The organism is Streptomyces sp. NPDC004542 (assembly GCF_040610035.1).
Taxonomy (GTDB): Bacteria; Actinomycetota; Actinomycetes; order Streptomycetales; family Streptomycetaceae; genus Streptomyces.
The window spans coordinates 1-23,053 of record NZ_JBEXLP010000006.1 but is presented as its reverse complement, the minus strand read 5'-3'; the positions used below and the strand labels follow the sequence as shown (position 1 = coordinate 23,053).

25 protein-coding genes and 1 pseudogene are annotated in these 23,053 nt (G+C 72.8%); 13 read left to right on the top strand and 13 right to left on the bottom strand.

The annotated features are described in order from the left end of the window. Positions 1-5 precede the first annotated feature (5 nt). The 3 genes from ABZX30_RS05545 to ABZX30_RS05535 all read right to left on the bottom strand — a co-directional run bounded on the left by ABZX30_RS05545 (position 6) and on the right by ABZX30_RS05535 (position 3,518). Positions 6-803, bottom strand: coding sequence for a hypothetical protein (locus ABZX30_RS05545; RefSeq protein ID WP_355929182.1), 798 nt, complete (start codon positions 801-803; stop codon positions 6-8). A gap of 285 nt (positions 804-1,088) precedes the next feature. Next, positions 1,089-2,309, bottom strand: coding sequence for an acetyl-CoA C-acetyltransferase (locus ABZX30_RS05540; RefSeq protein ID WP_355929180.1), 1,221 nt, complete (start codon positions 2,307-2,309; stop codon positions 1,089-1,091). A 105-nt stretch (positions 2,310-2,414) separates the two neighbouring features. Further along, a complete protein-coding gene (locus ABZX30_RS05535; protein WP_355929177.1) occupies positions 2,415-3,518 on the bottom strand; it encodes an SGNH/GDSL hydrolase family protein in 1,104 nt (367 codons plus the stop codon). A 161-nt stretch (positions 3,519-3,679) separates the two neighbouring features. Between ABZX30_RS05535 and ABZX30_RS05530 the strand changes: the two genes are divergently transcribed. Further along, the gene (locus ABZX30_RS05530; protein ID WP_355929174.1) at positions 3,680-5,071 is read left to right on the top strand and encodes a cystathionine beta-synthase; all 1,392 of its coding nucleotides are present in this window, start codon (positions 3,680-3,682) and stop codon (positions 5,069-5,071) included. Between the two features lie 403 nt (positions 5,072-5,474). Here ABZX30_RS05530 and ABZX30_RS05525 read toward each other — a convergent pair whose 3' ends face one another. Further along, the gene (locus tag ABZX30_RS05525; RefSeq protein WP_355929172.1) at positions 5,475-5,615 is read right to left on the bottom strand and encodes a hypothetical protein; all 141 of its coding nucleotides are present in this window, start codon (positions 5,613-5,615) and stop codon (positions 5,475-5,477) included. Between the two features lie 4 nt (positions 5,616-5,619). On the opposite strand from ABZX30_RS05525, the gene ABZX30_RS05520 reads away from it, so the two are divergent. Continuing rightward, positions 5,620-5,778: a hypothetical protein gene (locus ABZX30_RS05520; RefSeq protein ID WP_355929170.1), complete on the top strand. Its 159-nt coding sequence runs from the start codon at positions 5,620-5,622 to the stop codon at positions 5,776-5,778. A gap of 11 nt (positions 5,779-5,789) precedes the next feature. On the opposite strand, the gene ABZX30_RS05515 is transcribed toward ABZX30_RS05520, so the two are convergent. Then, a complete protein-coding gene (locus ABZX30_RS05515; RefSeq protein WP_355929507.1) occupies positions 5,790-6,218 on the bottom strand; it encodes a hypothetical protein in 429 nt (142 codons plus the stop codon). 147 nt (positions 6,219-6,365) lie between these two features. Between ABZX30_RS05515 and ABZX30_RS05510 the strand changes: the two genes are divergently transcribed. Both ABZX30_RS05510 and ABZX30_RS05505 read left to right on the top strand, forming a co-directional pair. Beyond that, positions 6,366-7,208 carry a MurR/RpiR family transcriptional regulator gene (locus ABZX30_RS05510; protein WP_355929168.1) on the top strand — a complete coding sequence of 281 codons (843 nt, stop codon included), beginning with the start codon at positions 6,366-6,368 and terminating at the stop codon, positions 7,206-7,208. A 97-nt stretch (positions 7,209-7,305) separates the two neighbouring features. Beyond that, entirely contained in the window at positions 7,306-7,890 is a 585-nt protein-coding gene (locus tag ABZX30_RS05505; protein WP_355929166.1) for a hypothetical protein, read from the top strand. A 29-nt stretch (positions 7,891-7,919) separates the two neighbouring features. On the opposite strand, the gene ABZX30_RS05500 is transcribed toward ABZX30_RS05505, so the two are convergent. The 5 genes from ABZX30_RS05500 to ABZX30_RS05480 form a co-directional block, all read right to left on the bottom strand. Then, positions 7,920-8,294, bottom strand: coding sequence for a hypothetical protein (locus tag ABZX30_RS05500; RefSeq protein ID WP_355929164.1), 375 nt, complete (start codon positions 8,292-8,294; stop codon positions 7,920-7,922). 25 nt (positions 8,295-8,319) lie between these two features. Further along, positions 8,320-8,832: a roadblock/LC7 domain-containing protein gene (locus ABZX30_RS05495; protein WP_355929161.1), complete on the bottom strand. Its 513-nt coding sequence runs from the start codon at positions 8,830-8,832 to the stop codon at positions 8,320-8,322. A 31-nt stretch (positions 8,833-8,863) separates the two neighbouring features. Continuing rightward, a complete protein-coding gene (locus ABZX30_RS05490; RefSeq protein WP_355929158.1) occupies positions 8,864-9,691 on the bottom strand; it encodes a transcriptional regulator in 828 nt (275 codons plus the stop codon). Further along, positions 9,688-10,080, bottom strand: a complete 393-nt coding sequence (locus tag ABZX30_RS05485) for a hypothetical protein (protein ID WP_355929155.1) — start codon at positions 10,078-10,080, stop codon at positions 9,688-9,690. The genes ABZX30_RS05490 and ABZX30_RS05485 overlap by 4 nt, the downstream gene beginning before the upstream one ends. A gap of 171 nt (positions 10,081-10,251) precedes the next feature. Further along, positions 10,252-11,661: a diaminopimelate decarboxylase gene (locus ABZX30_RS05480; protein ID WP_355929152.1), complete on the bottom strand. Its 1,410-nt coding sequence runs from the start codon at positions 11,659-11,661 to the stop codon at positions 10,252-10,254. 163 nt (positions 11,662-11,824) lie between these two features. Here ABZX30_RS05480 and hutU point away from each other — a divergent pair, with 163 nt between their 5' ends. The 4 genes from hutU (at position 11,825) to hutI (ending at position 17,404) form a co-directional block, all read left to right on the top strand. After that, a complete protein-coding gene (hutU, locus tag ABZX30_RS05475) occupies positions 11,825-13,489 on the top strand; it encodes a urocanate hydratase (protein WP_355929150.1) in 1,665 nt (554 codons plus the stop codon). A 167-nt stretch (positions 13,490-13,656) separates the two neighbouring features. Next, entirely contained in the window at positions 13,657-14,859 is a 1,203-nt protein-coding gene (locus ABZX30_RS05470; protein WP_355929505.1) for an allantoate amidohydrolase, read from the top strand. Further along, entirely contained in the window at positions 14,856-16,205 is a 1,350-nt protein-coding gene (locus tag ABZX30_RS05465; RefSeq protein ID WP_355929147.1) for a formimidoylglutamate deiminase, read from the top strand. The genes ABZX30_RS05470 and ABZX30_RS05465 overlap by 4 nt, the downstream gene beginning before the upstream one ends. A 23-nt stretch (positions 16,206-16,228) precedes the next feature. Then, positions 16,229-17,404, top strand: coding sequence for an imidazolonepropionase (hutI, locus tag ABZX30_RS05460; protein WP_355929144.1), 1,176 nt, complete (start codon positions 16,229-16,231; stop codon positions 17,402-17,404). A 155-nt stretch (positions 17,405-17,559) separates the two neighbouring features. On the opposite strand, the gene ABZX30_RS05455 is transcribed toward hutI, so the two are convergent. Together ABZX30_RS05455 and ABZX30_RS05450 are read right to left on the bottom strand one after the other, a co-directional pair. Further along, positions 17,560-17,757, bottom strand: coding sequence for a DUF397 domain-containing protein (locus ABZX30_RS05455; protein ID WP_355929142.1), 198 nt, complete (start codon positions 17,755-17,757; stop codon positions 17,560-17,562). Between the two features lie 7 nt (positions 17,758-17,764). Then, positions 17,765-18,487, bottom strand: coding sequence for a DUF5753 domain-containing protein (locus tag ABZX30_RS05450; RefSeq protein WP_355929140.1), 723 nt, complete (start codon positions 18,485-18,487; stop codon positions 17,765-17,767). On the opposite strand from ABZX30_RS05450, the pseudogene ABZX30_RS05445 reads away from it, so the two are divergent. Next, positions 18,485-18,772, top strand: a pseudogene (locus ABZX30_RS05445) (ATP-binding protein); the annotation flags it as partial. The gene ABZX30_RS05450 and the pseudogene ABZX30_RS05445 overlap by 3 nt on opposite strands. Before the next feature lie 78 nt (positions 18,773-18,850). On the opposite strand, the gene ABZX30_RS05440 reads toward ABZX30_RS05445, so the two are convergent. Further along, a complete protein-coding gene (locus ABZX30_RS05440) occupies positions 18,851-19,744 on the bottom strand; it encodes an RNA polymerase sigma factor SigF (protein ID WP_355929137.1) in 894 nt (297 codons plus the stop codon). 284 nt (positions 19,745-20,028) lie between these two features. Between ABZX30_RS05440 and ABZX30_RS05435 the strand changes: the two genes are divergently transcribed. The 4 genes from ABZX30_RS05435 to ABZX30_RS05420 all read left to right on the top strand — a co-directional run. Beyond that, the gene (locus ABZX30_RS05435) at positions 20,029-20,406 is read left to right on the top strand and encodes an STAS domain-containing protein (RefSeq protein WP_132852949.1); all 378 of its coding nucleotides are present in this window, start codon (positions 20,029-20,031) and stop codon (positions 20,404-20,406) included. A gap of 365 nt (positions 20,407-20,771) precedes the next feature. Next, on the top strand, positions 20,772-21,320 hold the full coding sequence (locus tag ABZX30_RS05430; RefSeq protein WP_355929133.1) for an ATP-binding protein: 549 nt from the start codon (positions 20,772-20,774) through the stop codon (positions 21,318-21,320). Between the two features lie 230 nt (positions 21,321-21,550). Further along, the gene (locus tag ABZX30_RS05425) at positions 21,551-22,282 is read left to right on the top strand and encodes an LPXTG cell wall anchor domain-containing protein (protein ID WP_355929131.1); all 732 of its coding nucleotides are present in this window, start codon (positions 21,551-21,553) and stop codon (positions 22,280-22,282) included. A 145-nt stretch (positions 22,283-22,427) separates the two neighbouring features. After that, positions 22,428-23,053: hypothetical protein (locus ABZX30_RS05420; RefSeq protein WP_355929128.1), on the top strand; the 626-nt coding region annotated here is incomplete at its 3' end.

Sequence of the window (23,053 nt, the reverse complement as noted above, 5' to 3'; positions counted from 1 at the left end):
GCGCCTCAGCGCGAGGCGATGACCCGGTCCGCCAGGATGTAGACGCTCTCCTCGCCGCACGCGAAGGTCAGCGTGTACGCGCCCGAGATGCCGGAGCCGCCCAGCAGGTACGGCCGCTCGCCGGCGCGCAGGGCCGTTGCCAGGTGTTCGGCGGTCTCGCGGTGGCCGGGGGTCATGCACAGGGTCGTGCCGTCGGCGAAGACGTACACGTCGAGGGTGCCGAGCGGTCCGGGGCGCACGTCGGTCAGTTCCGTGCGGGACTCGGCGAGCTCTTCGAGGACGCTGACCGTGCGCTCGTGGTCGCCCACGAGGGGCGACTGGACCGGGACGAAGTCGGGGTGGGAGGGGTGGCGGCGGCGGGCCGCGGCCAGCTCCGGGGATTCCCCGGCGAACTCGTCGGCGTCCGCGCCGGACTCCGCCACCGGCTCCAGACCGGCGAAGTCGGCCGGGCGGGGCAGGAACAGCTCACTGTCGGGGAGACCGAGCAGGGTCGGCGCGTCGGAGACCTCGCGGGCCTCCTGGGCGGCCCAGAACGCGCGCGCCTCGGCCAGCTCGCGCTCCCGCTCCTCGGCGAGCGCCTCGGCCACGGCCGTGCGTATCTCCTCGGCGTCCGCGGTCCGGGCGGCGGGCAGCAGGGCGCGGGTGGCGGCTGCCTGGCTGTCGGCGTTCTCGGCGTTCTCGGCGAGCTGCGTGCGCAGGGCCTCGAGCTGCCGGCGCAGGCCCATGAGGGTGCGCAGGACGGCGACGCCCACGGCGCCGGTGGCGGCCGTGGTGACCAGCAGGGCGATCGGCATGGCGCTCACTGACGTACTCCCGGTTAAAAGTCGACCCCCGACTTCCTACATCAGCTTGAAGGGTGGATTAACCAGCTGTCAGTGCGTAACGTCACGAAATGGACAGATCTCTGTCTCGGAGTTCATGCGTACAGCCGCTCTGACCAGCCTTGACGCCTCCCGGGCGGGAGATAGGTCACATCCTGGAGGAGATTGGATCACAAACCGGCCCGGCGTTCGAGGTTTTCTCGAAGGCCGGGCCGGAGGGTCACGTTGGGTCCGGTGACCGTTACTTCAAGGCTGCCGCTCGGCCGCTCAGCCGATCCGCTCGATGACCATGGCCATGCCCTGGCCGCCGCCCACGCACATCGTCTCCAGGCCGAACTGCTTGTCGTGGAACTGGAGCGAGTTGATGAGCGTGCCGGTGATGCGGGCGCCGGTCATGCCGAACGGGTGGCCGACGGCGATGGCGCCGCCGTTGACGTTCAGCTTGTCGAGGTCGATCCCGAGGTCGCGGTAGGAGGGGATCACCTGGGCGGCGAAGGCCTCGTTGATCTCGACCAGGTCGATGTCGTCGATGGTCAGGCCCGCGCGCCGGAGGGCCTGCTTGCTGGCCTCGACCGGGCCGAGGCCCATGATCTCGGGGGACAGGCCGGAGACGCCGGTCGACACGATGCGGGCGAGCGGGGTCAGGCCCAGCTCGCGGGCCTTGGTGTCGGACATGATGACGAGCGCGGCGGCGCCGTCGTTCAGCGGGCAGCAGTTGCCGGCGGTGACCAGGCCGTCCGGGCGGAAGACCGGCTTGAGGCCCTGGACGCCCTCCAGGGTGACGCCGGCGCGCGGGCCGTCGTCCTTGCCGACGACCGTGCCGTCGGGGAGGGTGACCGGGGTGATCTCGCGCTCCCAGAAGCCGTTCTTGATGGCTTCCTCGGCGAGGTTCTGCGAGCGGACGCCGAACTCGTCCATGTCCTGGCGGGTGACGCCCTTGACGCGGGCCAGGTTCTCCGCGGTCTGGCCCATCGCGATGTACGCGTCCGGGACCAGGCCGTCCTCGCGCGGGTCGTGCCAGGTGGTGCCCTCCTGCTCCGCGACGGCGGCGGTACGGGCCTCGGCCTCGGCGAAGAAGGGGTTGTGGGTGTCCGGGAGGCTGTCGGAGTTGCCCTTGACGAACCGGGAGACCATCTCCACGCCGGCCGAGATGAAGACGTCGCCCTCGCCGGCCTTGATGGCGTGCAGGGCCATGCGGCTGGTCTGCAGCGAGGAGGAGCAGTAGCGGGTGATCGTGCAGCCCGGCAGGTGGTCCATGCCCATCTGCACGGCGACGATCCGGCCGAGGTTGTTGCCCTGCTCGCCGCCCGGGAGGCCGCAGCCGAGCATCAGGTCGTCGATGTCCTTCGGGTCCAGCTCGGGGACCTTCGCCAGGGCGGCCTGGATGATCGTGGCGGTCAGGTCGTCCGGGCGCAGGTCCTTGAGGGAGCCCTTGAAGGCGCGGCCGATGGGGGAGCGGGCGGTCGACACGATGACGGCTTCGGGCATCACGGCTCCATTGGCATGCGGGGAGTTGGCAGGCGGCTTCCTGCGAAGTTACCCGTACGTATGGCCGGGGTCACGGGTGTCACGGTGTGACCCTGGCCGCAGTTTCTAAGCGCTTGCTTGCCTGTCGGGCCACGGTGCCGAAGGCGCCGGGGGTCCCGCAGGCGCCGGGGGTGCCGAGGACGCCGGCTCGGACACCGCCTCGCAGACCGGACCGGGCTCCGGCACCCCGCGCCTGCGCCGCCGCTTGAGCAGGGCCCACGGGCCGCGGGGGCCGGTCGGCATGGCCGCCGTGACCTCCGTGCCGGCCTCGTCCACGGCCTCCGCCGCCGCGCGGGCCACCGGGAGGAAGCCCTCGCGCCGGGTGAGGTCCGGGCGCTCCTCCTCCGCCGGCCACAGGCCGAGCGCGGCGCAGACGGTCGGCAGGACCGCCATCGCCGCCGTGGCGTAGCCCTCGGCGGAGGGGTGGTAGTTGTCCGGGCCGAACAGCTCACGCGGGTTCGCGGCGAACTCGGGCCCGAGCAGGTCGCCCAGCGACACGGTGCGGCCGCCCTGCTCGACCACCCCGATCGTCTGCGCGGCCGCCAGCTGCCGGGAGGCGCGGCGGGCCAGCCAGCGCAGGGGCTGCTGCACCGGCTCGATGGTGCCCAGATCGGGGCACGTGCCGACCACCACCTCGGCACCGGCCGTACGCAGCCGCCGTACCGCCGACGCCAGATGACGGACCGAACGGGTCGGGGGCATCCGGTGCGTGACGTCGTTCGCGCCGACCATGATCACGCAGATGTCGGGGACGGCGGACGGATCGGCGAGCACCAGGCCCACCTGGCGGTCCAGGTCGTCCGACTGCGCGCCGGGCAGCGCGACGTTGCGCAGCTCCACCGGCCGCTCCGCCACCGCCGACAGGCCCGAGGCGAGCAGCGCGCCCGGTGTCTGGCCGGCCCGGTGCACCCCCTGGCCCGCGGCCGTGGAGTCGCCCAGCATCATCAGGCGCAGGGGCGGTTCACCGGGGAAGTCGTAACCGGCGCCGTACAAGCCGTCCGCCACCGGCACGCGGCCGCTCGAACCGTTGCCCACCTGCCGTCTGGCCAGTCGCAGCTCGGCCAGCACCACACCGACGGTGGCCGCGCCGACCAGCCCGACCCCGCCGCCGCCGTACGCCGCGCCGGCCGCGATCCGCCGGGCCACTCTCGCCCTGGACATGCTCGTCATGCCTCGCCGCCACCTCCTCGAAGCCGTACACCCACTCCTTGCCCCGTACAGCCGGTGCGCCAATCTCAACGCGGAGTGAACGCCCGCCGCGGCGCCGTCGTGGGCCGTAGGCTGGCGGAACCAATCACGACCACCTCTTTGTGCGGCAACCGGAGACAACGGTGCAATTCCACGACTCGATGATCAGCCTCGTCGGCAACACCCCGTTGGTGAGGCTCAACAATGTGACCAAGGGGATCCGGGCGACCGTCCTGGCCAAGGTGGAGTACTTCAACCCGGGCGGTTCCGTGAAGGACCGCATCGCCCTGCGCATGATCGAGGCCGCCGAGCAGAGCGGAGAGCTGAAGCCGGGCGGCACCATCGTCGAGCCGACCAGTGGCAACACCGGCGTGGGCCTGGCCATCGTGGCCCAGCAGAAGGGGTACAAGTGCATCTTCGTGTGCCCCGACAAGGTGAGCACCGACAAGATCAACGTGCTGCGGGCGTACGGCGCCGAGGTGGTCGTGTGCCCGACCGCCGTGGCACCCGAGCACCCTGACTCCTACTACAACGTCTCCGACCGGCTGGTCCGCGAGACGCCCGGCGCCTGGAAGCCCGACCAGTACTCCAACCCCAACAACCCGCTCTCGCACTACCACTCGACCGGGCCCGAGCTGTGGGAGCAGACCGAGGGGAAGATCACCCACTTCGTGGCGGGCGTCGGCACCGGCGGCACCATCTCCGGCACCGGCCGCTACCTGAAGGACGTCAGCGACGGCAGGGTCAAGGTCGTCGGCGCCGACCCCGAGGGCTCGGTCTACTCCGGCGGCTCCGGGCGGCCGTACCTCGTCGAGGGCGTCGGTGAGGACTTCTGGCCGACCGCCTACGACCGGACGGTGGCGGACGAGATCGTCGCCGTGTCCGACAAGGACTCCTTCCAGATGACCCGGCGGCTGGCGAAGGAGGAGGGCCTGCTGGTCGGCGGGTCCTGCGGGATGGCCGTCGTGGCCGCGCTGCGGGTCGCCGAGCGGCTCGGCCCGGACGACGTCGTGGTGGTCCTGCTCCCGGACAGCGGGCGCGGCTACCTCAGCAAGATCTTCAACGACGAGTGGATGGCGGACTACGGCTTCCTCGAGGACGAGGGCCCCAGCGCCCGCGTCGGCGACGTCCTCCAGGACAAGGCCGGCGGCTCCATCCCGTCGCTGGTCCACATGCACCCCGACGAGACCGTCGGCCAGGCCATCGAGGTGCTGCGCGAGTACGGCGTCTCGCAGATGCCGGTGGTCAAGCCGGGCGCCGGCCACCCGGACGTGATGGCCGCCGAGGTCGTCGGTTCGGTCGTGGAGCGGGAGCTGCTCGACGCGCTGTTCAACAAGCGGGCCTCGCTGGAGGATCCGCTGGAGAAGCACATGGGCGCCCCGCTGCCCCAGGTCGGCTCCGGCGAACCGGTCGGGGACCTGATGTCGGTGCTCGGCACGGCGGACGCGGCGATCGTCCTCGTCGAGGGCAAGCCGACCGGTGTGGTCAGCCGGCAGGACCTGCTGGCCTTCCTCGCCAAGGGCGGGAAGCAGTAGCGAACGTCCGGTGAGCCGCCCGTGACGCGACGGAACGTGCGGTGTCCCACCCAGGCGGTGGACTTCGCGGAAGTGGTACGAGCGCGTCACGTGTACGCAGCACCCTCTTAACACGCGTCCGGCAGATTATGGGTGTCGGCAGGGCGGGAGCGGCTCCCCGCACCGGCCGGCGCCCAGCGGCGCCAAGGACCTCCGGAGCGGCTCCCGGACCTCCAAGGACGCCATGGACGCGCAAGCCCGGCCCTGACCCGGCCCGCGTCCCTCGCGGGGACCGCCGTCGTCCCGCCCCCCGGCAACGGGGGTGCGGCGGTCCCCGCGCACAGCTTTTGCAGCGGGCGGGACTCGACTCCCCACGGCCCGGCATCGCCGGCCGTCCCGCCGTCTGCGAGCCCGGCCCGGGGGCCTACGCCACGATCGTCCGCTCCGGGTCCGCCGGGACGGTCAGCGTCTCGTACGGAAGGGGCAGCAGGCCGGCCACCGGGTGCCGGATCTTCGGGTCACCGACATCGAGCCGTGGCTGACGCGGAGCGAACTCGGGACGCACGCGGGTGGGCAGCGCGGTGCCGACCGCGGAACTCGACGGCGTGTTCGAGGGGCTCGGCGGGCCGGCCTCCGAGGAGGTCGCGGACGCCGTCGCCTACGTGACGAGCCGGCCCCGGCCCGTGACCCTGCGGCAGATCATGGTGCCGCCCACCCGGCAGGCGTGAGGGACCCTCCGTCAGCCCTCCCAGCCGGAGTCCTGGGAGGAGGAGCGGCGCCGGTGGCCGAACAGGCCCGGGTTGGCACGGGCCGCCTGCACCGCGTTGACGCCCACGACGCCCACCCAGGCGGTCAGCAGGCCGGGCAGGTGCGCGACGCCGCCGCCGATCGCCGACAGCGGGACCGCCAGCACCAGCGAGACGATGCCGAAGCCGAAGCGCTCACCCCAGGAGTCGTCGTTCTTCGGCTCCCGGCTGCCCCGGGCGACCTGGAGCTGCTGCTCGGCCAGCTGCCGGCGCACCCGGCGCTCCACCGTGCCGTCGATGCGCTGCTCGACCTTCTCCAGGAACGAGTCCACCAGCGCGGACTCGTACTCCTCCCCCAGCTCCCGGCGCGCCTGCAGCGTGGCGTCGAGTTCTTTCCTCAGGTCGGCGTCCCGCGCCTCCATAGCGGTCATGAGGACACGGTAGAAAGCCGGGAGACCCGCCGCACTGGGGCTAACCCCCCTGTCGGGGAGGTGGCGGTACCGCTTGCCGTGCTGCATACACTCATGCAAAATCCTCAGCGACTGAATAGAGGCGAGGGGGAGCCCGTCATGAGCGTGACCGACAGTCCTGCCGCCCGCTTGCAGGCGCTCTTCGAGGGGCACCGGCTCACGCCGACCCAGCGGCGCATCGCGCACAGCATGGTGCGGCGGGCCGGCGACGTGCCTTTCCTGTCCAGCGTGGAACTGGCCGAACTGGCCGGGGTCAGCCAGCCCTCCGTGACCCGCTTCGCGGTCGCCCTCGGCTTCGACGGCTACCCGGCCCTGCGCAAGCACCTGCGCGACGTCGTGCCCGCCGAGCCGGCGGCGGGCACGACGTCGTACAACGAGTACCAGCAGGCCGTGGAGAACGAGATCGAGAACCTGCGGCACCTCGCGGAGCTGCTGGCCGATCCGGGCCCGGTGCGGCGGGCCGGCCGGCTGCTCGCCGCCTCCCGCCCGCTGCCGGTGCTCGGGCTGCGCGCCGCCGCCTCCCAGGCGTACGGCTTCGCGTACTTCGCCGCCAAGGTCCATCCGGACGTCCGGCTGCTCGACGAGGGCGGCACCATGGTCCACGACCGCATCGACGCGGCCGTCCGGGCCGGTGCCACCGCGCTGCTGTGCTTCGCGCTGCCCCGGCACCCCCGCGAGGTCGTCGACACCCTCGGCTACGCCAGGGAGGCGGGCCTGACCGTGGTCACCGTCGCCGACTCGGCGTTCGCGCCGGTCGCCAAGGTGTCCGACCTGCTCCTTCCGGCCGCCGTCGGCACGGGCCTGGCCTTCGACACCGCGTGCGCGCCGATGCTGCTCGGGCGGGTGCTGCTGGAGGCCATGTGCGACGACCTGCCGGACGCCCAGGCGCGGCTGGAGGAGTTCGACGCGCGGGCGGCGGCGCGGGGGCTGTTCGTGGAATGATCCGGCGTTCCTGGCCCTGTTCTCAGACTCGTCTCACCTTCGCTCGCTAGCGTCCCGGCACACGGACGGGACCGAGACCGGCGAGGAGGCTGTGGACATGACGCGTGGAGGACAGGGACTGGCCCGGGTGGCCGTCGTCGTACGGGCCGGGGCGGCGCCGCTGTGGTGGCTCGGGGTGATCGCGGCCGGCGTCGGGGTACTGCCGCCCGGGGTGACCGGGCGCCGGATCGGCGTGCTCGCGGGGGCCGCGTTGTTCCTCGTCGCCGCCGCCGTGGTGGCCCTCGCGCACCGCGGGCGGTACGCCGCTCTCACCCGCGGGGTGGCCCGCGCGGGCAGGCACGACGTGCTCCAGGACCGCGCGGTGACCGTGCGCAACTGGCGCCGGGGGCACCGCTGGTGGCTGCTGCTGGCCTTCCTCGCCGCGCTCGGCAGCGCCTTCGCGGTGCCCTCGGCCGGAGGGCTGCTGCTGGCCGGGACCGGCGCCGGGCTCAGGCTGAAGGCGGCCTGGCTCGGGCGGCGCGAGCGGGCCCTGGACCTGCTGCTGTGGGTCCGTGTCGACTGGCTCGGCAAGCGCGGCGGCCGCCCCGCGGGCAAGGCCGTCAAGGCCTACCGCGGTACGGGCATCGCGGCGGGCGACGCGGCCCCGGGCGGGGCCCGCCGCCGCACCGCGGCGCTCGTCTGACCGCCGCCCGGGCCGCGCTCAGGCCGCGCTCAGACCTCCAGTTCCTCCTCGATCTTCTTCAGCTGGTGCCGGGCCATCGCCAGGTTGGCCCGGCCGGCGTCCAGCACCAGGTAGAGGAACAGGCCGTTGCCGCCGCGCCCCTTGAGCAGCCGGATCAGGTGGTACTGGTTCGACAGGGTGATCAGGATGTCCTCGATCTCGCCCTTCAGCCCGAGGTGCTCCATGGTGCGCATTTTGGCCCGGATGACGTCGGTGTTCCCGGCGGCGGCCACGTTGAGGTCGAAGCTCTTGCTGCCGCCCATCGTGCCCAGCGCCATCCCGCTGGTGTAGTCGACGAGGGCGACGCCGGTGGCGCCCTCGATGGAGGCGAGGCATTCCTTCAGCGCGGTCTCGGTGTTGGCCATGGTGTGTCGTGTTCCTTTCGGCTGTTCAACTGTCGGTTGCGGTGCGCGCGTCGGTGGCCGCGGCACGTGGCGTACGCGTGGGTCTGAGGGGCCGTGCGGTGCTGGTCCGGGCGGGCGGCCGGGCGGGCGGGCCGGCCTCGGCGGCCCTGGCGGCCGCCTCCGCCGCGTCGACCAGCTCCCCGATCCGGGCGCCCGCGCGGCGGCCCTCCAGGTGCAGCCGGCCGACGTTGACCCGGTCCTCGGCGAGCAGGGTCAGGACGGCGGTGCGGCCGGCCGCGTAGGTGGCGACGTAGCCCTTCTCGCCGCGGACCAGCAGTTCCCGGAAGCCGCCCTGCCCGGTGGCGTCGGCGACCCGGACGGCGACGCCGAGCGCCGCCGCGGTGAGCGCCGCCAGGCCGTCGGGGTCGGCGCCGGGGGTGTCGTGCGCGACGACGAGGCCGTCGACGCCGGCCGCCAGGGCGCCGGTCAGCTGGGGGACGCGGCTGCGCAGTCGCCGTAGTTCGTCCAGGATCGCGTGGATCTCTGGCTCGGCCGCCATCAGGTGTCTCCTCTCGGCGGGGCGGTGCCGTTCAAAGGGCCTCCAGCGCATCCCTGAGCCTCTTCAGCAGCGCGATGTCGGGGTCGGTGACCGGGGGTGAGGGTGGGGGCGGTGGGTGAGCCGGTGGGTCCGGCGCCGCCGGGTCCGGCACCACCAGGCCCGCCGCCGCCAGCCGCCGTACGTCCATCAGGGTGTGGAAGGCGGGCCGGCCCAGCTCCAGCGCGATGCCCGCCGCCGTACGGTCGCCGTTCACCCGCGTCAGCACCGCCCGCTGACGGGGCGTGACCTGCGGGGCCGTGGCCGGGTCGGCCCGGATCAGCGGCGCGCTGTCGGTCGCCGGGTCCGGCCAGACGCGGTGCAGCAGCAGGCGGCGGCGCAGGGTCTCCCGCTCCAGCGCGGTGACCGGGACGGGGCGCAGGGCGGCCGGGGCGGTCACCGGCCCGTACCGGAAGTGGCCGGGGGTGCCGCTCGGGGCCAGGGCGAAGTACCCGGCGTCGAACACCGCGCCCAGGTGGCACAGCTCCAGCGCGCCCGCCGTCAGCCGTCCGGCGCCGAGCAGCAGACGGGCGGCGCCGGGCGCGTCGCCGGCCCGTTCCGCGGCCTGCCGCCAGGTGGCCGGCTCGAGCGTGCCGTGGGCCGTGAGGAGCAGGCCGAGGCCCGGGGCGAGGGGGCTCTCGGCATGCACCACCCGGCCCTCGGCGAGGTGCAGCGTGCCGTGCTCGCGGACGAGGACGCCGGTGGCCCGTTCCTCGGCGAGCCGGGTCAGCATCGGCGAGAGGGCGGCGCGGTCCCAGTCCGGTTCGGCTCCTCGGTCCCGCACGGGCAGGGGCGGCGGCGGAGGCGTTCTGACCATGGTCATCCCAGCACCAGCCCGGCCGCCATCTCGCCGAGCCGGATCCGCGCGAGGGCGAGGTTGCCGTCCTGGCGGGCCAGCCACAGGTGCAGCAGCACGGTGCTGTCGAACGACGTGTCCACGAACCGGAGCAGGTGGTAGCTGTCCCGGTTGCTGATGATCAGGTCCTCGACCGGCGGGTGCTCGTCCCCGGGGTCACCGGCGGCGGCGAACGCCCGGTGCTCGGCGGCCAGCCGGGCCAGTTCGGCCGCCTCGGCCGCGGTCGTCTCGTGGTCACCGCCGGGGGAGTCCCCGACCGTGCCCAGGGCCAGCCCGCTCGTCCAGTCCACCAGCGCCGCGCCCCGGGCACCGGGCAGACGCATCGCTTCCAGTAGGCACTCGTCGATTCCGGGCACCGTTGGGCTCCCCTCCCGCCTGGGACTCCGGTTGAGTGACGCAGAGACTACGCAACGTGTGCGTGGCGGGTGAGGCTTCTGGCATTTTCCGGTGGAACATGCGTCCGAGGGGCTAGTGTGGGTCAACTTGACCTGATGTCAGCCCACTTGATCGAGTGAACGGGCGGTGCGTCAACGGCGTCCGGATATGCCGAGGGTGGTGAGGGCCGTGACGTGCGCCCCTCCGGACTCGGCCACGATCTCCTCGGGCGTCTGCGGTTCGCGCACCGTCGCGAACGCAACGCCTCCCGAACCGTCCGGGGCGAAGCCGTAAATGCCGGGCCGTGCGAGGGAGTTGTAGGTGTAGTGGTGCGCGAAGTAGTAGGCGCCGGTGTCCAGCGCCGCCGCGTGGTCGCCCTGCTCCAGCAAGGGCAGGGCGCGCCCCTGGGCGAGCAGGTCGCCCGAGAAGCAGGCGGGCCCCGCCACGTCCTGCACCACCTCGGGCCCCGTCTTCGGCCGCCCCTTCGCGTCGTACGCGGCGATCCTGAGCGGCCACGCCCCCGGCACGTACACTGTCCGCGCCGCCACCTGCACGCCCGCGTGCGTCACCGCCACCCGCCGCCCGCCCGCGCTCTTGGCGTACTCCACCCGGGCCAGCACCGTCCCGTGCTTGGCCAGCAGGGACCGCCCGAACTCCGTCACCAGCCCGTACCGCCCCTCACACAGCCCCGGCACCACCTCGCTCAGCAGCCGGGCGTACCGCGCGTACGTCGGTGTCACCGCGTCGGAGCCGAAGTTCACCGGCAGCCCGCCGCCGATGTCGAGCGTGTCCACCTGCCGCCGCCCCGCGCGCGCGTTGATCTCCTCGGCGAGCCCGTACGCCTCGGCCACCCCCCGCGCCATCAGCGACAGCGGGATGCCCTGTGAGCCGGTGTGCGCGTGCAGCCGGGTCAGCCACGGCCGGTCCAGATATGCCCGCACCACCCACTCCCGCGCCCCCTCGTCGCGCAGCGCCACCCCGAACTTCGAGGTCTCCGTCGCCGTCGAGGTCGCCTCGATCGAGCCCCCGCCGATCTGCGGATTGACCCGGATGCCGAGCGGGGAACGGCTGGGCGCGGTGCCCGTCAGGGCATCGATGCGCGCCAGTTCCTGCGGATTGTCCGCGTTGACCGCGACCCCGAGTGCCAGCGCCTCCCGCAGCTCCTCGGGCGTCTTGGCGGGCGAGTCCAGCACGATCCGCTCCGGCGGCACCCCGGCCGCCCGAGCCAGGGCCAGCTCGCCCGGGCTCGCCACCTCCGCGCCGATCCCCGCCTCGTGCAGCAGCCGCAGCACCGGCACCAGCGGGGTGGCCTTCACCGCGAACGCGTGCAGCACCGGCGTACCCGGCGCCAGTACCTCCGCGAACGCCGCGCGCAGCCCGGCCGCCGACTCCCGGATGCCGGTGACGTCCAGCAGTCCCACGACGGGGGCGCCGGGACCGAGCAGCCCCTGTTCCACGGCGGCCCGCACCGCCGCGTCGCGCCGGGCCGCGCGGCCTTCCCCCGTGCGGTCGGTGTCGGTGCTGCCGTTCGCCTCTGTGCTGCCGGCGCCTGTGGTGTCCATGCCCTGCTGCACGGCTTCTCCCGCCCTGTCGGTGTGTGGACCCGTTCCTCCAGCATGTCCCGCCATGCACCCACGGCGCGCGGACTCGGCGCCCCGATGTATTGACTAGCCCTATTCAGGCGGTCATGATTTGAATAGACGTGGCAACAGGAGGAGGCAGACGATGTCGGGACCCCGCCCCGTACGAGCCCCGCGCGGTACGGAACTGAGCGCCCTGGGCTGGCAGCAGGAAGCCGCCCTGCGGATGCTGCAGAACAACCTCGACCCCGAGGTCGCCGAGCACCCCGACAAGCTCGTCGTGTACGGCGGCACCGGCAAGGCGGCCCGTGACTGGCGCTCCTTCGACGCCATGGTCCGCACCCTGCGCACCCTGAAGCAGGACGAGACCATGCTCGTCCAGTCCGGCCGCCCGGTCGGCGTGATGCAGACCCACGAGTGGGCCCCGCGCGTCCTCATCGCCAACTCCAACCTCGTCGGCGACTGGGCCACCTGGGAGGAGTTCCGCCGCCTGGAGGCCCTCGGCCTGACCATGTACGGCCAGATGACCGCCGGCTCCTGGATCTACATCGGCACCCAGGGCATCCTCCAGGGCACCTACGAGACCTTCGCCGCCGTGGCCGCCAAGAAGTTCGCCGGCACCCTCGCCGGCACCATCACCCTGACGGCCGGCCTGGGCGGCATGGGCGGCGCCCAGCCCCTCGCGGTCACCATGAACGACGGCGTCGCGATCTGTATCGACTGCGACCCGCGCGCCATCGAGCGCCGCATCGAGCACCGCTACCTCGACGTGCAGGCCGACTCCCTCGACCACGCCCTCCAGCTGGCCGTAGCGGCCCGCGACGCCCGCCGCCCGCTGTCCATCGGCGTGCTCGGCAACGCGGCCGAGCTGGTCCCGCAGCTGCTGGCGATGAACGCCCCCATCGACATCGTCACCGACCAGACCTCGGCCCACGACCCGCTGTCCTACCTGCCGCTCGGCGTCGCCTTCGAGGACATGGCCGACGCGGCCGCCAAGGACCCGGCCGGCTTCACCACCCGCGCGCGCGAGTCGATGGCGAAGCACGTCGAGGCCATGGTCGGCTTCCAGGACGCCGGCGCCGAGGTCTTCGACTACGGCAACTCCATCCGCGGCGAGGCCCGACTCGCCGGATACAGCCGTGCGTTCGCCTTCCCCGGCTTCGTCCCCGCCTACATCCGCCCGCTCTTCTGCGAGGGCAAGGGCCCCTTCCGCTGGGCGGCCCTCTCCGGCGACCCCGCCGACATCGCCAAGACCGACAGGGCGATCCTCGACCTCTTCCCCGAGAACGAGTCCCTGGCCCGCTGGATCAAGATGGCCGGCGAGCGCGTCCACTTCCAGGGCCTGCCCGCCCGCATCTGCTGGCTCGGCTACGGCGAGCGCGACAAGGCCGGCGAGCGCTTCAACGACATGGTGGCCTCCGGTGAGCTCGCGGCCCCACTGGCCATCGGCCGCGACCACCTCGACTGCGGCTCCGTGGCCTCCCCGTACCGCGAGACCGAGGCCATGCTCGACGGTTCCGACGCCATCGCCGACTGGCCGCTGCTGAACGCCATGGTCAACGTGGCCTCCGGGGCGTCCTGGGTGTCCATCCACCACGGCGGCGGCGTCGGCATGGGCCGGTCCATCCACGCCGGACAGGTCACCGTCGCCGACGGCACGAAGCTCGGCGGCGAGAAGATCCGCCGGGTGCTCACCAACGACCCGGGCATGGGCGTCATCCGGCACGTGGACGCCGGGTACGACATCGCGGAGTCGGTGGCCGAGGAGCGGGACGTGCGGGTGCCGATGCGCGAGGGTGACGGCGCGTGACGCGCGACGGCAGGCCGGGCGGCGACTCTCCGGTGCGGGCCGGCGTCCCGTCGCCGCCCCCGGGCCCGGCCGGGCCCACCCTCCGCGACGACCGCGCACAGCCCGCCCGGCCCGCGGAACCGGACGCCGGCGGCCCACGGCCCGGCGGTGCCGGCTCCTTCCAGGAGATGTGGCGGGAGCTGCTCCCCGTCGGCCGGCACGCCGGATCGGGCGGCTACCGCCGCTACGCCTGGACCGGGGCCGACGCCGACTGCCGGGCCTGGTTCAGGGAGCAGGCCGAGACGCGGGGACTGGCGTACGAGGTCGACCGCAACGGCAACCAGTGGGCCTGGCTCGGGGACCCGGCCGCCGGGGACGCCGTCGTCACCGGCTCGCACCTGGACTCCGTGCCGGACGGCGGCGCCTTCGACGGCCCCCTCGGGGTCGTGTCCTCCTTCGCCGCCCTCGACGAACTGCGCGGGAGGGCGGCGCGGCTCGAAAAGCCCCTCGCCATCGTCAACTTCGGCGACGAGGAGGGCGCCCGCTTCGGACTCGCCTGTGTCGGCTCGCGGCTCACCGCCGGGCAGCTCACCGTCGAGCAGGCGCACCGGCTGACCGACGGCGACGGCGTCACGCTGCCGCGGGCCATGGAGAACGCCGGGTACGACCCCGACGCCATCGGACCGGACCCGCAGCGGCTCGCCCGGATCGGCGCCTTCGTCGAACTGCACGTCGAGCAGGGCCGGGCGCTGGACCTGTCCGGCGACCGCGTCGGCATCGCCGGCGCCATCTGGCCGCACGGCCGCTGGCGCTTCGACTTCCGGGGCGAGGCCAACCACGCCGGCACCACCCGGCTGGTGGACCGCCGCGACCCGATGCTGTCGTACGCCGAGACCGTGCTCGCCGCCCGCCGGGAGGCCGAACTCGCCGGAGCCGTCGCCACCTTCGGCAAGATCGCGGTGGAGCCGAACGGGGTCAACGCCATCCCCTCCCTGGTGCGCGGCTGGCTCGACTCCCGCGCCGCCGCCCAGGAGACCCTCGACGCGGTGGTCACGGGCGTGGAGAAGGCCGCGCGCGAGTACGCCGCCGCGCACGGCGTCGATCTCGACGTCGTCCGTGAGTCCTTCACGCCGGTCGTCGAGTTCGACCACGCCCTGCGGGACGAGCTCGCCCGCATCCTGGGCAGGGACACGGGCCTGCGGGTGCCCGTCCTGGGCACCGGCGCCGGGCACGACGCCGGAATCCTCTCCGGGAGCATCCCGACCGCCATGCTGTTCGTACGCAACCCCACCGGCGTCTCGCACTCCCCGGCCGAGTTCGCCGCCGAGGACGACTGCGTGGCCGGGGTGACCGCGCTCGCCGACGTACTGGAAGGGCTGGCCCGCAGGTGACCACGACCGAGCCGACGCCGACGTACTGGCTGGAGCACGTCTGGCTCGACACCCATGTCGAGCCGGGGGTGCTGCTGGAGGTGGCCGACGGCCGGATCACGGCCGTCCGCACGCGGACACCCGCCCCGCCGCCGGGCGCCGAGATCCTCCGGGGCCTGACCCTGCCGGGCCTGGCCAACGCCCACAGCCACGCCTTCCACCGCGCCCTGCGCGGCACCGTCCAGGTCGGTTCCGGCACCTTCTGGACCTGGCGCGAGATCATGTACTCCGTCGCGGACCGGCTGACCCCGGACACGTACCACGCCCTCGCCCGCGCGGTGTACGCCGAGATGGCGCTGGCGGGTGTCACGGCGGTCGGCGAGTTCCACTACGTGCACCACGCCCCCGGCGGCGCCCCCTACGGCGATCCCAACGCCATGGGCGAGGCCCTGATCGCGGCCGCCGCCGAAGCCGGGATCCGCATCACCCTCCTCGACACCTGCTACCTCTCCTCCGGCTTCGGAGAACCGCCCGACCCCCACCAGCTCCGCTTCTCCGACGGGACCGCCGAGGCCTGGGCCGAACGCTGTTCAGTTCTCAAGGAACGGGGTCACGCGCGGATCGGGGCCGCGATCCACTCCGTACGGGCCGTGCCCGCACACCAGCTGGAAACGGTGGCGCGCTGGGCCGAGGAGCGGCGGACCCCGCTCCACGTGCACCTGTCCGAGCAGACCGCCGAGAACGACGCCTGCCTGGCCGCGCACGGCCGCACGCCCACCCGGCTGCTCGCCGACCACGGCGTCCTCGGCCCGCGCACCACCGGCGTGCACAACACCCACCTCACGGACGAGGACATCGCCCTGATCGGCGGCTCGCGCACCGGAACCTGCATGTGCCCCACGACGGAACGCGACCTCGCCGACGGCATCGGCCCCGCCAAGCCCCTCCAGCGCGCCGGCTCCCCACTTTCTCTGGGCTCCGACAGCCACGCCGTCATCGACCTCCTCGAGGAGGCGCGCGCGATGGAGCTGAACGAGCGGCTGCGCACCCGCGCGCGCGGCCACTGGACGGCCGCGGCGCTGCTGCGCGCGGCCTCCGCCGACGGTCACGCGGCGCTGGGCTGGGACGAGGCCGGCACCATCGAGGCCGGGGCGCTCGCCGACCTCACCACGATCGCCCTCGACTCCGTCAGGACAGCGGGGCCACTGCCCAGGCTGGGCGCCGAGACGGCCGTATTCGCCGCGACCGCGGCGGACGTACGGCACACGATCGTCGCGGGGCGGCACGTCGTACGGGACGGCGCGCACACCCTCGTACCGGACGTGCCGTCGGCGCTGGCGGACGCGATCCAGGCCGTGCGCGGCTGAATCCCACCACCCACGAGGACGCCATGAGCAGCAGCACCGCCATCACCAACATCGCCACGCTGGTCACCAACGATCCCTCCCTCGGTGACGGATCCGCCCTCGGTCTGATCCAGGACGCGGCCGTCGTCATCGACGGCGACCGCATCGCGTGGACCGGTGAAGCAAGCAAAGCACCCGCCACTGACAATCGGGTCGACGCCGGCGGCCGAGCGGTCCTCCCCGGCTTCGTCGACTCCCACTCCCACCTGGTCTTCGCGGGCGACCGCACGGCGGAGTTCAACGCCCGCATGTCCGGCCGCCCCTACAGCGCGGGCGGCATCCGCACGACGGTCACGGCGACCCGGGCGGCGACGGACGAGGAGCTGGAGTCCAACCTCACCCGCTACCTCGCCGAGGCCCTGCGCCAGGGCACGACCACGTTCGAGACGAAGTCGGGCTACGGCCTGACGGTCGAGGACGAGTCCCGCGCCCTGCGCATCGCGTCCGCGCACACCGACGAGGTCACCTACCTCGGCGCGCACATCGTCCCCCCCGACTACGCCGGCGACCCGGCCGCCTACGTGGCCCTCGTCACCGGCGAGATGCTCGACGCCTGCGCCCCGCACGCCCGCTGGATCGACGTCTTCTGCGAGAAGGGCGCCTTCGACGGCGACCAGGCGAGGGCGATCCTCATGGCCGGCAAGGCCAGGGGCCTGCACCCCCGCATCCACGCCAACCAGCTCTCGTACGGCCCCGGCGTCCGACTGGCGGTCGAACTGGACGCGGCCAGCGCCGACCACTGCACCCACCTCACCGACGCGGACGTCGACGCCCTGGCGAGCGGCCGTACGGTCGCCACGCTGCTCCCCGGCGCCGAGTTCTCCACCCGGGCGCAGTGGCCGGACGCCCGCCGCCTCCTGGACGCGGGAGTGACGGTGGCCCTGTCGACCGACTGCAACCCCGGCTCGTCCTTCACCTCCTCGGTCCCCTTCTGCATCGCCCTGGCGGTACGGGACATGGGGATGACCCCCAACGAGGCGGTGTGGTCGGCCACGGCGGGCGGCGCGGCGGCCCTGCGCCGCTCCGACATCGGCCGCGTCAGCCCCGGCGCGTACGCCGACCTGATCCTGCTGGACGCGCCGAGCCACGTGCACCTGGCGTACCGGCCGGGGGTGCCGCTGGTCGCCCGGGCCTGGCAACGTGGCACGCGTGTGGTCTGACCCTCCGGAGACGGCGGGGTGCCATTGGCAGATATGGGCCACGCCCGAACTCCGTGACCTAGGTGTTCGTCGGAAGCTCGTGGCCCATATCTGCCCATCCCGCCAGTGATGGTGACGTACGGGGCTGCCGAACCCATCGAGTCGGACGGCCGACCTCAGCTCGTGCGGAACCGGCCCGACTTCAGGCCGCGTATGAGGTGGGCCACGGGGGCAGTGCCGGTCGTGAGCCGGGTGCCGGGGTCCTCGCTCTCGCGGAGGTGGAGGGCGGTGGGGGTGGCGGCGAGTTCGATGCAGGTGTCTCCTTCGCCGCCACCGGAGAACGTGGACTTCTGCCAGTGCAGGGCGTGGTCCATGGCCGTCTCACAGCTCCTTCGTCAAGCGGTGGATGAAGTCCCGTGACGCTGTGGGGTCCAGCGACGCATCTTCCACCCTACGGAAGAGTGTTCGAAGCCGCTTCAGTTGAGCCTCCGCATCGATGAACGTGACACCGGTGGGGCCGTCGCGAAGGCCAGTGTCCAGTTGGGGCACCGGCCCCCCGAGGTACATCATCGACGCTGCGGCACCGGCGAAGCCGTCCTGATCGGTGGGGATGACGCGTACGGTGGTGTGCCCCTGCTCGATCTCGTCCAGAATCTGCCGGAGCTGGGCCAGTGAAGTCTGACGGTCAGCCACTCGGACCCGCAGGGCGAACTCGTGGACGATCGTCTCGTAGGGAGTGGGGTTGTCACCCTCGATGACTGTGCGCCGCCGCATCCTGTGTTCCACCCGGGGTGCCAGTTCACTCTCCGGCAGTTCCGGACGCATGTAACTGAAGACGGCTCGCGCGTAGTCGGGTGTCTGCAGCAGTCCTGGAACGTAGGTGATGACCACCTCGTGCAGGTACGTCGCGTGGTGTTCAGCCTCGGCAACGTCCATGTGCACCTGGGGCAGGACTCCTCGGCAATCGTCCCACCAGCCTCGTGTGCGGTCGGTTGCCATTGCCGCGAGGCTCTCGATCAACTCATCGTCCGTGCAGGCACAGTGTGCCGCAAGCCGGCGTAGCCGCTCCTCGCTGATCGCCGAGCTGCCGGCTTCGATCTCCACACGAAGGGCCCCGCAGACCTGCGGGTGCGCTGGGCCAAGGACGTGCTGCGGGTCGGCGCGTGGGACGCCGACCCGGCCCCGCCCCGGCCTACGGGCGGGCTGGAGGAGCTGACCGAGGCCGAGAGCGGCCGCGGCACGGCCCTCACGCGCGCGTGCGCCGACCTGTGGGGCTGGCAGCCGCTGTCCCGGCACGGCAGTCGCGGCACATACGTGTGGTGTGACCTGGCCACCGATTCGGAGGGACCTGATGGCGCCCGCGAACTGCCTCTTCCAGCCCGTCGCTGAGAAGGTGCGGGACGAGGGCCGGGAAGGCCGTCCACGCCTCCTCGGCGAAGGATCTCCTCGCCGAGGGCGTCGCGGGCCTCACTCGTCCACGGTCAGACCCTTGCGCAGCTTCACCAGCGTGCGGGAGAGCAGTCGGGACACGTGCATCTGGGAGATGCCGAGTTCCTCGCCGATCTCCGACTGGGTCATGTTGGCCACGAACCGGAGGGAGAGGATCTTCCGGTCCCGGGCCGGGAGCTTGGCGATCAGCGGCTTGAGGGACTCGACGTACTCGATGCCTTCGAGGCCGTGGTCCTCGTAGCCGATCCGGTCGGCGAGGGCGCCCTCGGAATCGTCCTCCTCGGGCTGGGCGTCCAGCGAGGAGGCGGTGTACGCGTTCGAGGCGGCCATGCCCTCGATGACCTCGTCGGCGGAGATGCCCAGCCGTTCGGCGAGTTCGACCGGGGTGGGGGCGCGGTCGAGCTTCTGGGCCAGCTCGTCGCCGGCCTTGGCCAGGTCGAGCCGGAGCTCCTGGAGCCGGCGCGGAACGCGCACGGACCACGAGGTGTCACGGAAGAAGCGTTTGATCTCGCCGATGATGGTTGGCATCGCGAACGTGGGGAACTCCACGCCGCGGGAGAGCTCGAAGCGGTCGATCGCCTTGATCAGGCCGATGGTGCCGACCTGGACGATGTCCTCCATGGGCTCACTGCGGGAGCGGAAGCGAGAGGCGGCGAACTTGACCAGCGCGAGGTTGAGTTCGACGAGGGTGTTGCGGACGTACGAGTATTCGCACGTCCCTTCCTCCAGCGATTCCAGTCGCTGGAAGAGGGTCTTGGAGAGGGCGCGTGCGTCGAGAGGGGCGATCTCGTCGTACGGGGGGATCTCCGGGAGCCCCTGCAGGGGGTCCGCGGGATCGATGGGATCCAGTTGTTCCGGTGGGGGTGTCGACGTCGCCGTCCGGGTATGCGATGCGTCGAGCCGGGGTGACATGGGTGTCCTCCATCGTTCTCGGCATTAGGCTGCCGAAGCCGTGCGTGCACTGCGGTGTGCGGCGCCTCCAAAGCCGGCCGTGTCGGGTTACGTGTTCTTACTAGCCCTATCGGTTCCGGCAGGACTGTCGCAAGTGCATTTTGGTGTGTTATGTCCGTTTGTGTGGGGTTGTTCGGGTGTCGGAGTGTGGACGGAAGGCGTAGGGTTCGAAAGCATCGCCCTGGCGCCTGCCAGGCGTCGGCAGGGCGGCAGTCAGCAGCCACGACCTCGGGAGTAGAGACGGCATGGACCGCGGGACGGTCGGCAGCGCACAGTCGGGCCGGCTTCTGGTGGAGGTGCGGGAAGAGGGTTCCAGCGCCGTAGTGACGCCGGCGGGTGAGCTTGATCACCACACCGCCGATCTGTTGCGGGAACCCCTCGACGACCTTCTCGACAAGGGATTCTCGCGACTCGTCGTGGACTGCTCGCGGCTGGAGTTCTGCGACTCGACGGGTCTCAACGTGCTGCTCGGCGCGCGACTGCGGGCGGAGGCCGCCGGCGGGGGTGTGCACCTGGCGGGGATGCTGCCGGTTGTCGCACGCGTGTTCGAGATTACGGGGGCGGAGGCGGTCTTCACCGTCCACGGCTCAGTCGAGGAGGCCCTCGCGGACGAGTCCGGCTGAGTCGAGGCCGTCCGTGCCGGTCACGCCGAATAAGGGGGGTGTCGCCCTGGTTCGCCCGGGCAGGAGTCATCCTGAACCTGTCGGCCCCGGGGTGCGGGAACACCGTGGAGCCGGCGAACGGCCCGTGTGCGACGTACGTACCCAAAGGCAGCGGCGGACGCGGTGGGCCTCCGGCAGGGCTGGCGGTAACGGATGGGAGCCGAACGGAACCGACCGGTACCTCTCGGTGTCTTCCGGTACTGATCGGGACGGTCGGTATCGGTGGGCCTCGGTGGGTGATCCATCGGCGGGGATCGAGAACGGCAGCAAGATCGAGACTGAACGACTTCTGAATGTGAATGGTGAATCGGTGAGGTGAAGCGCTGATGAGCACCACCCGGCCTTACTCGCCGGGCGACCGCGGCCCGGAGCCCAGCGGCGCTTCCGGGGCGTCCGAGGGGGGTGCGCCGGAGGCCGGCGCGTCCGCGGGGGAAGCGGCCGTGCCGTCGGAGGGGGGCCGCAGGCCCCGGGAGGAACGGCGGCTGCGCCTCGACGGCGAGAGCGGTGTCGTCCCACTCGCCCGCGACTTCGCGCGCCAGGCGTTGTACGCGTGGGGCTGGCTGCCCGCCGCGTCCGCCGACCAGCGGGCCGCCGCCGAGGACGTACTGCTGGTCGTCTCCGAACTGGTCACGAACGCCTGCCTGCACGCGGAGGGGCCCGACGAACTGGTCCTCGCCTGCGACAACAAGGTGATCCGCGTCGAGGTCGCCGACCGCGGCACCGGCCAGCCGGCACCCCGCACCCCACACCGTGCCGGGCGCCCCGGCGGTCACGGCATGTTCATCGTCCAGCGCCTCTGCCTGGACTGGGGCGTCGTCCGCACCCCGGGCGCGTCGGGCAAGACGGTCTGGGCGGAACTGGGCGCTCCGGCGTAGCCCTGGACGCGGGCCGCGGTTCGCCGTCGGCTCGCCATGTCCGCCCGCCCCGCCCGCCCCGCCCGCCGCGCCGGACCGCCGGTCACCCGGGGGCCGCTCCCTCCACTCGGCCCCCGCCACGCGCACGCGGGATCGTCACAACTCCGGTGTGCGCCGTGTCTTCCTTCCTCACGACCCCGGGCGTACCTTGACGGCCGATCTGATGTGCCGTCAGGAAACGAGGTGGGGCCGTGTACTCGAAACGAACCGCCGCGCTCGCGTCGGCCGCGGCCCTGGCCGGCTCCGCGGTACTGCTGGCCGCCCCCGTGGTCCACGCCGAGGTCGTGGACGTCAACTACCAGTGCAAGACGCCGATCGGCGACAAGAGCGCGGTCTCCCCCATCGACATCAAGGGCGTCAGGAGCGGCAGCGGCTACAAGATCACCATGAGCTGGCAGAAGGGCGTCTCCTCCAGCCCGGTCGAGCTCGGCAAGGGCGCGATGAACCCGAGCGCCACCGTCAGTCTGGGCGGCGTCGACAATGGCACGATCAGCGTGACGGGCCCGGCGAACCAGGCCGCGATCCCCGCGAACACGCCCATCAAAATCAATGACTTGAGCGGCACCTACACCCCGAAGAAGACCGGCAAGGTCACCTTCACGGCGGGCGTGCTCACCATCAAGGCGCTCGGCACGACGACCACCTGCACGCCGAGCAACAGTCCCAAGCCGTCCCTGACCCTGGACGTCACGGCCGCGGGCGGTTCCTCCGGATCCGGATCCGGGTCTGGTACGGGTACGGGTACGGGTTCCGGTTCGGGTTCTTCGTCTTCGCAGAGCGGCACCGACTCCGGCGGGCAACTTCCCCAGACCGGCCCCGAGGACTCCGCGCTAGCGCTGGGCACGCTCGGCGGCACCGTCCTCCTCGCGGGCGTGGCGGGCGCGCTGTGGCTCACCCGCCGGAACCAGGCCGTACGCCGCTGAACACCGGGTACGAGCGCTGGAGCCGCCCATGCCGTCCGCCACCCGCCTACGTCGTCCGCCCCTGCCGCCGCGACCCCTGTTGCCGGGGTGCCTCCGGCCCGCGGCCCTCCTACGCGCGGCTCTCCGGCCCGCGGCCCTCCTGCCCGTGTCCCTGCTGAGCCTGCTCGTCGCCGCCCCGCCCGCCTCGGCCGCCGGCGGCTGGACCCTCGCGCCGCTGGGCGGCGACCGGCCGGCCGTCTACGCCGAGGGCGCCCCCGGCACGGCCCTGCGGGACACGGTGTCCGTGACCAACCGCGGCGGCAGGCCGGTCACGGTACGGCTGACCGGCACCGGTACCGGCGTCCGGTTCGCCTTCGCCCGGGCCCGCGTCCGGGTGCCCGCCCGCACCCGCGCCGACGTGCCCTTCACGGTGACCGTCCCGTCCGGCAGCGCACCCGGCGACCGTGCCGGCACGCTCGTCGCGCGGGACGGCGACGGCCGTACGGCGACCGTGGACGTGCGCCTGCGGGCCGTCGGACCCGCGCTGTCCGCGCTGTCCGCGCTGTCCGTCGAGCACGTCGCCGTCCACGGTGACCGCATCTCGTACGAGCTGGTCAACCGCGGTACGACCGCCCTCGTGCCGACGCTCGCGGTGCGCGCCGACGGCCTCTTAGGCCGCCGGGTCCTGGACCGCGCCCCGCGCCCCCTGCCCGTCCGGCTGTCCCCGGGCGAGCGGCTGCGGCTGGACGAGCCGTGGCCCGGGCGGCCCGCGCTGGACGCGGTCGACGTGCG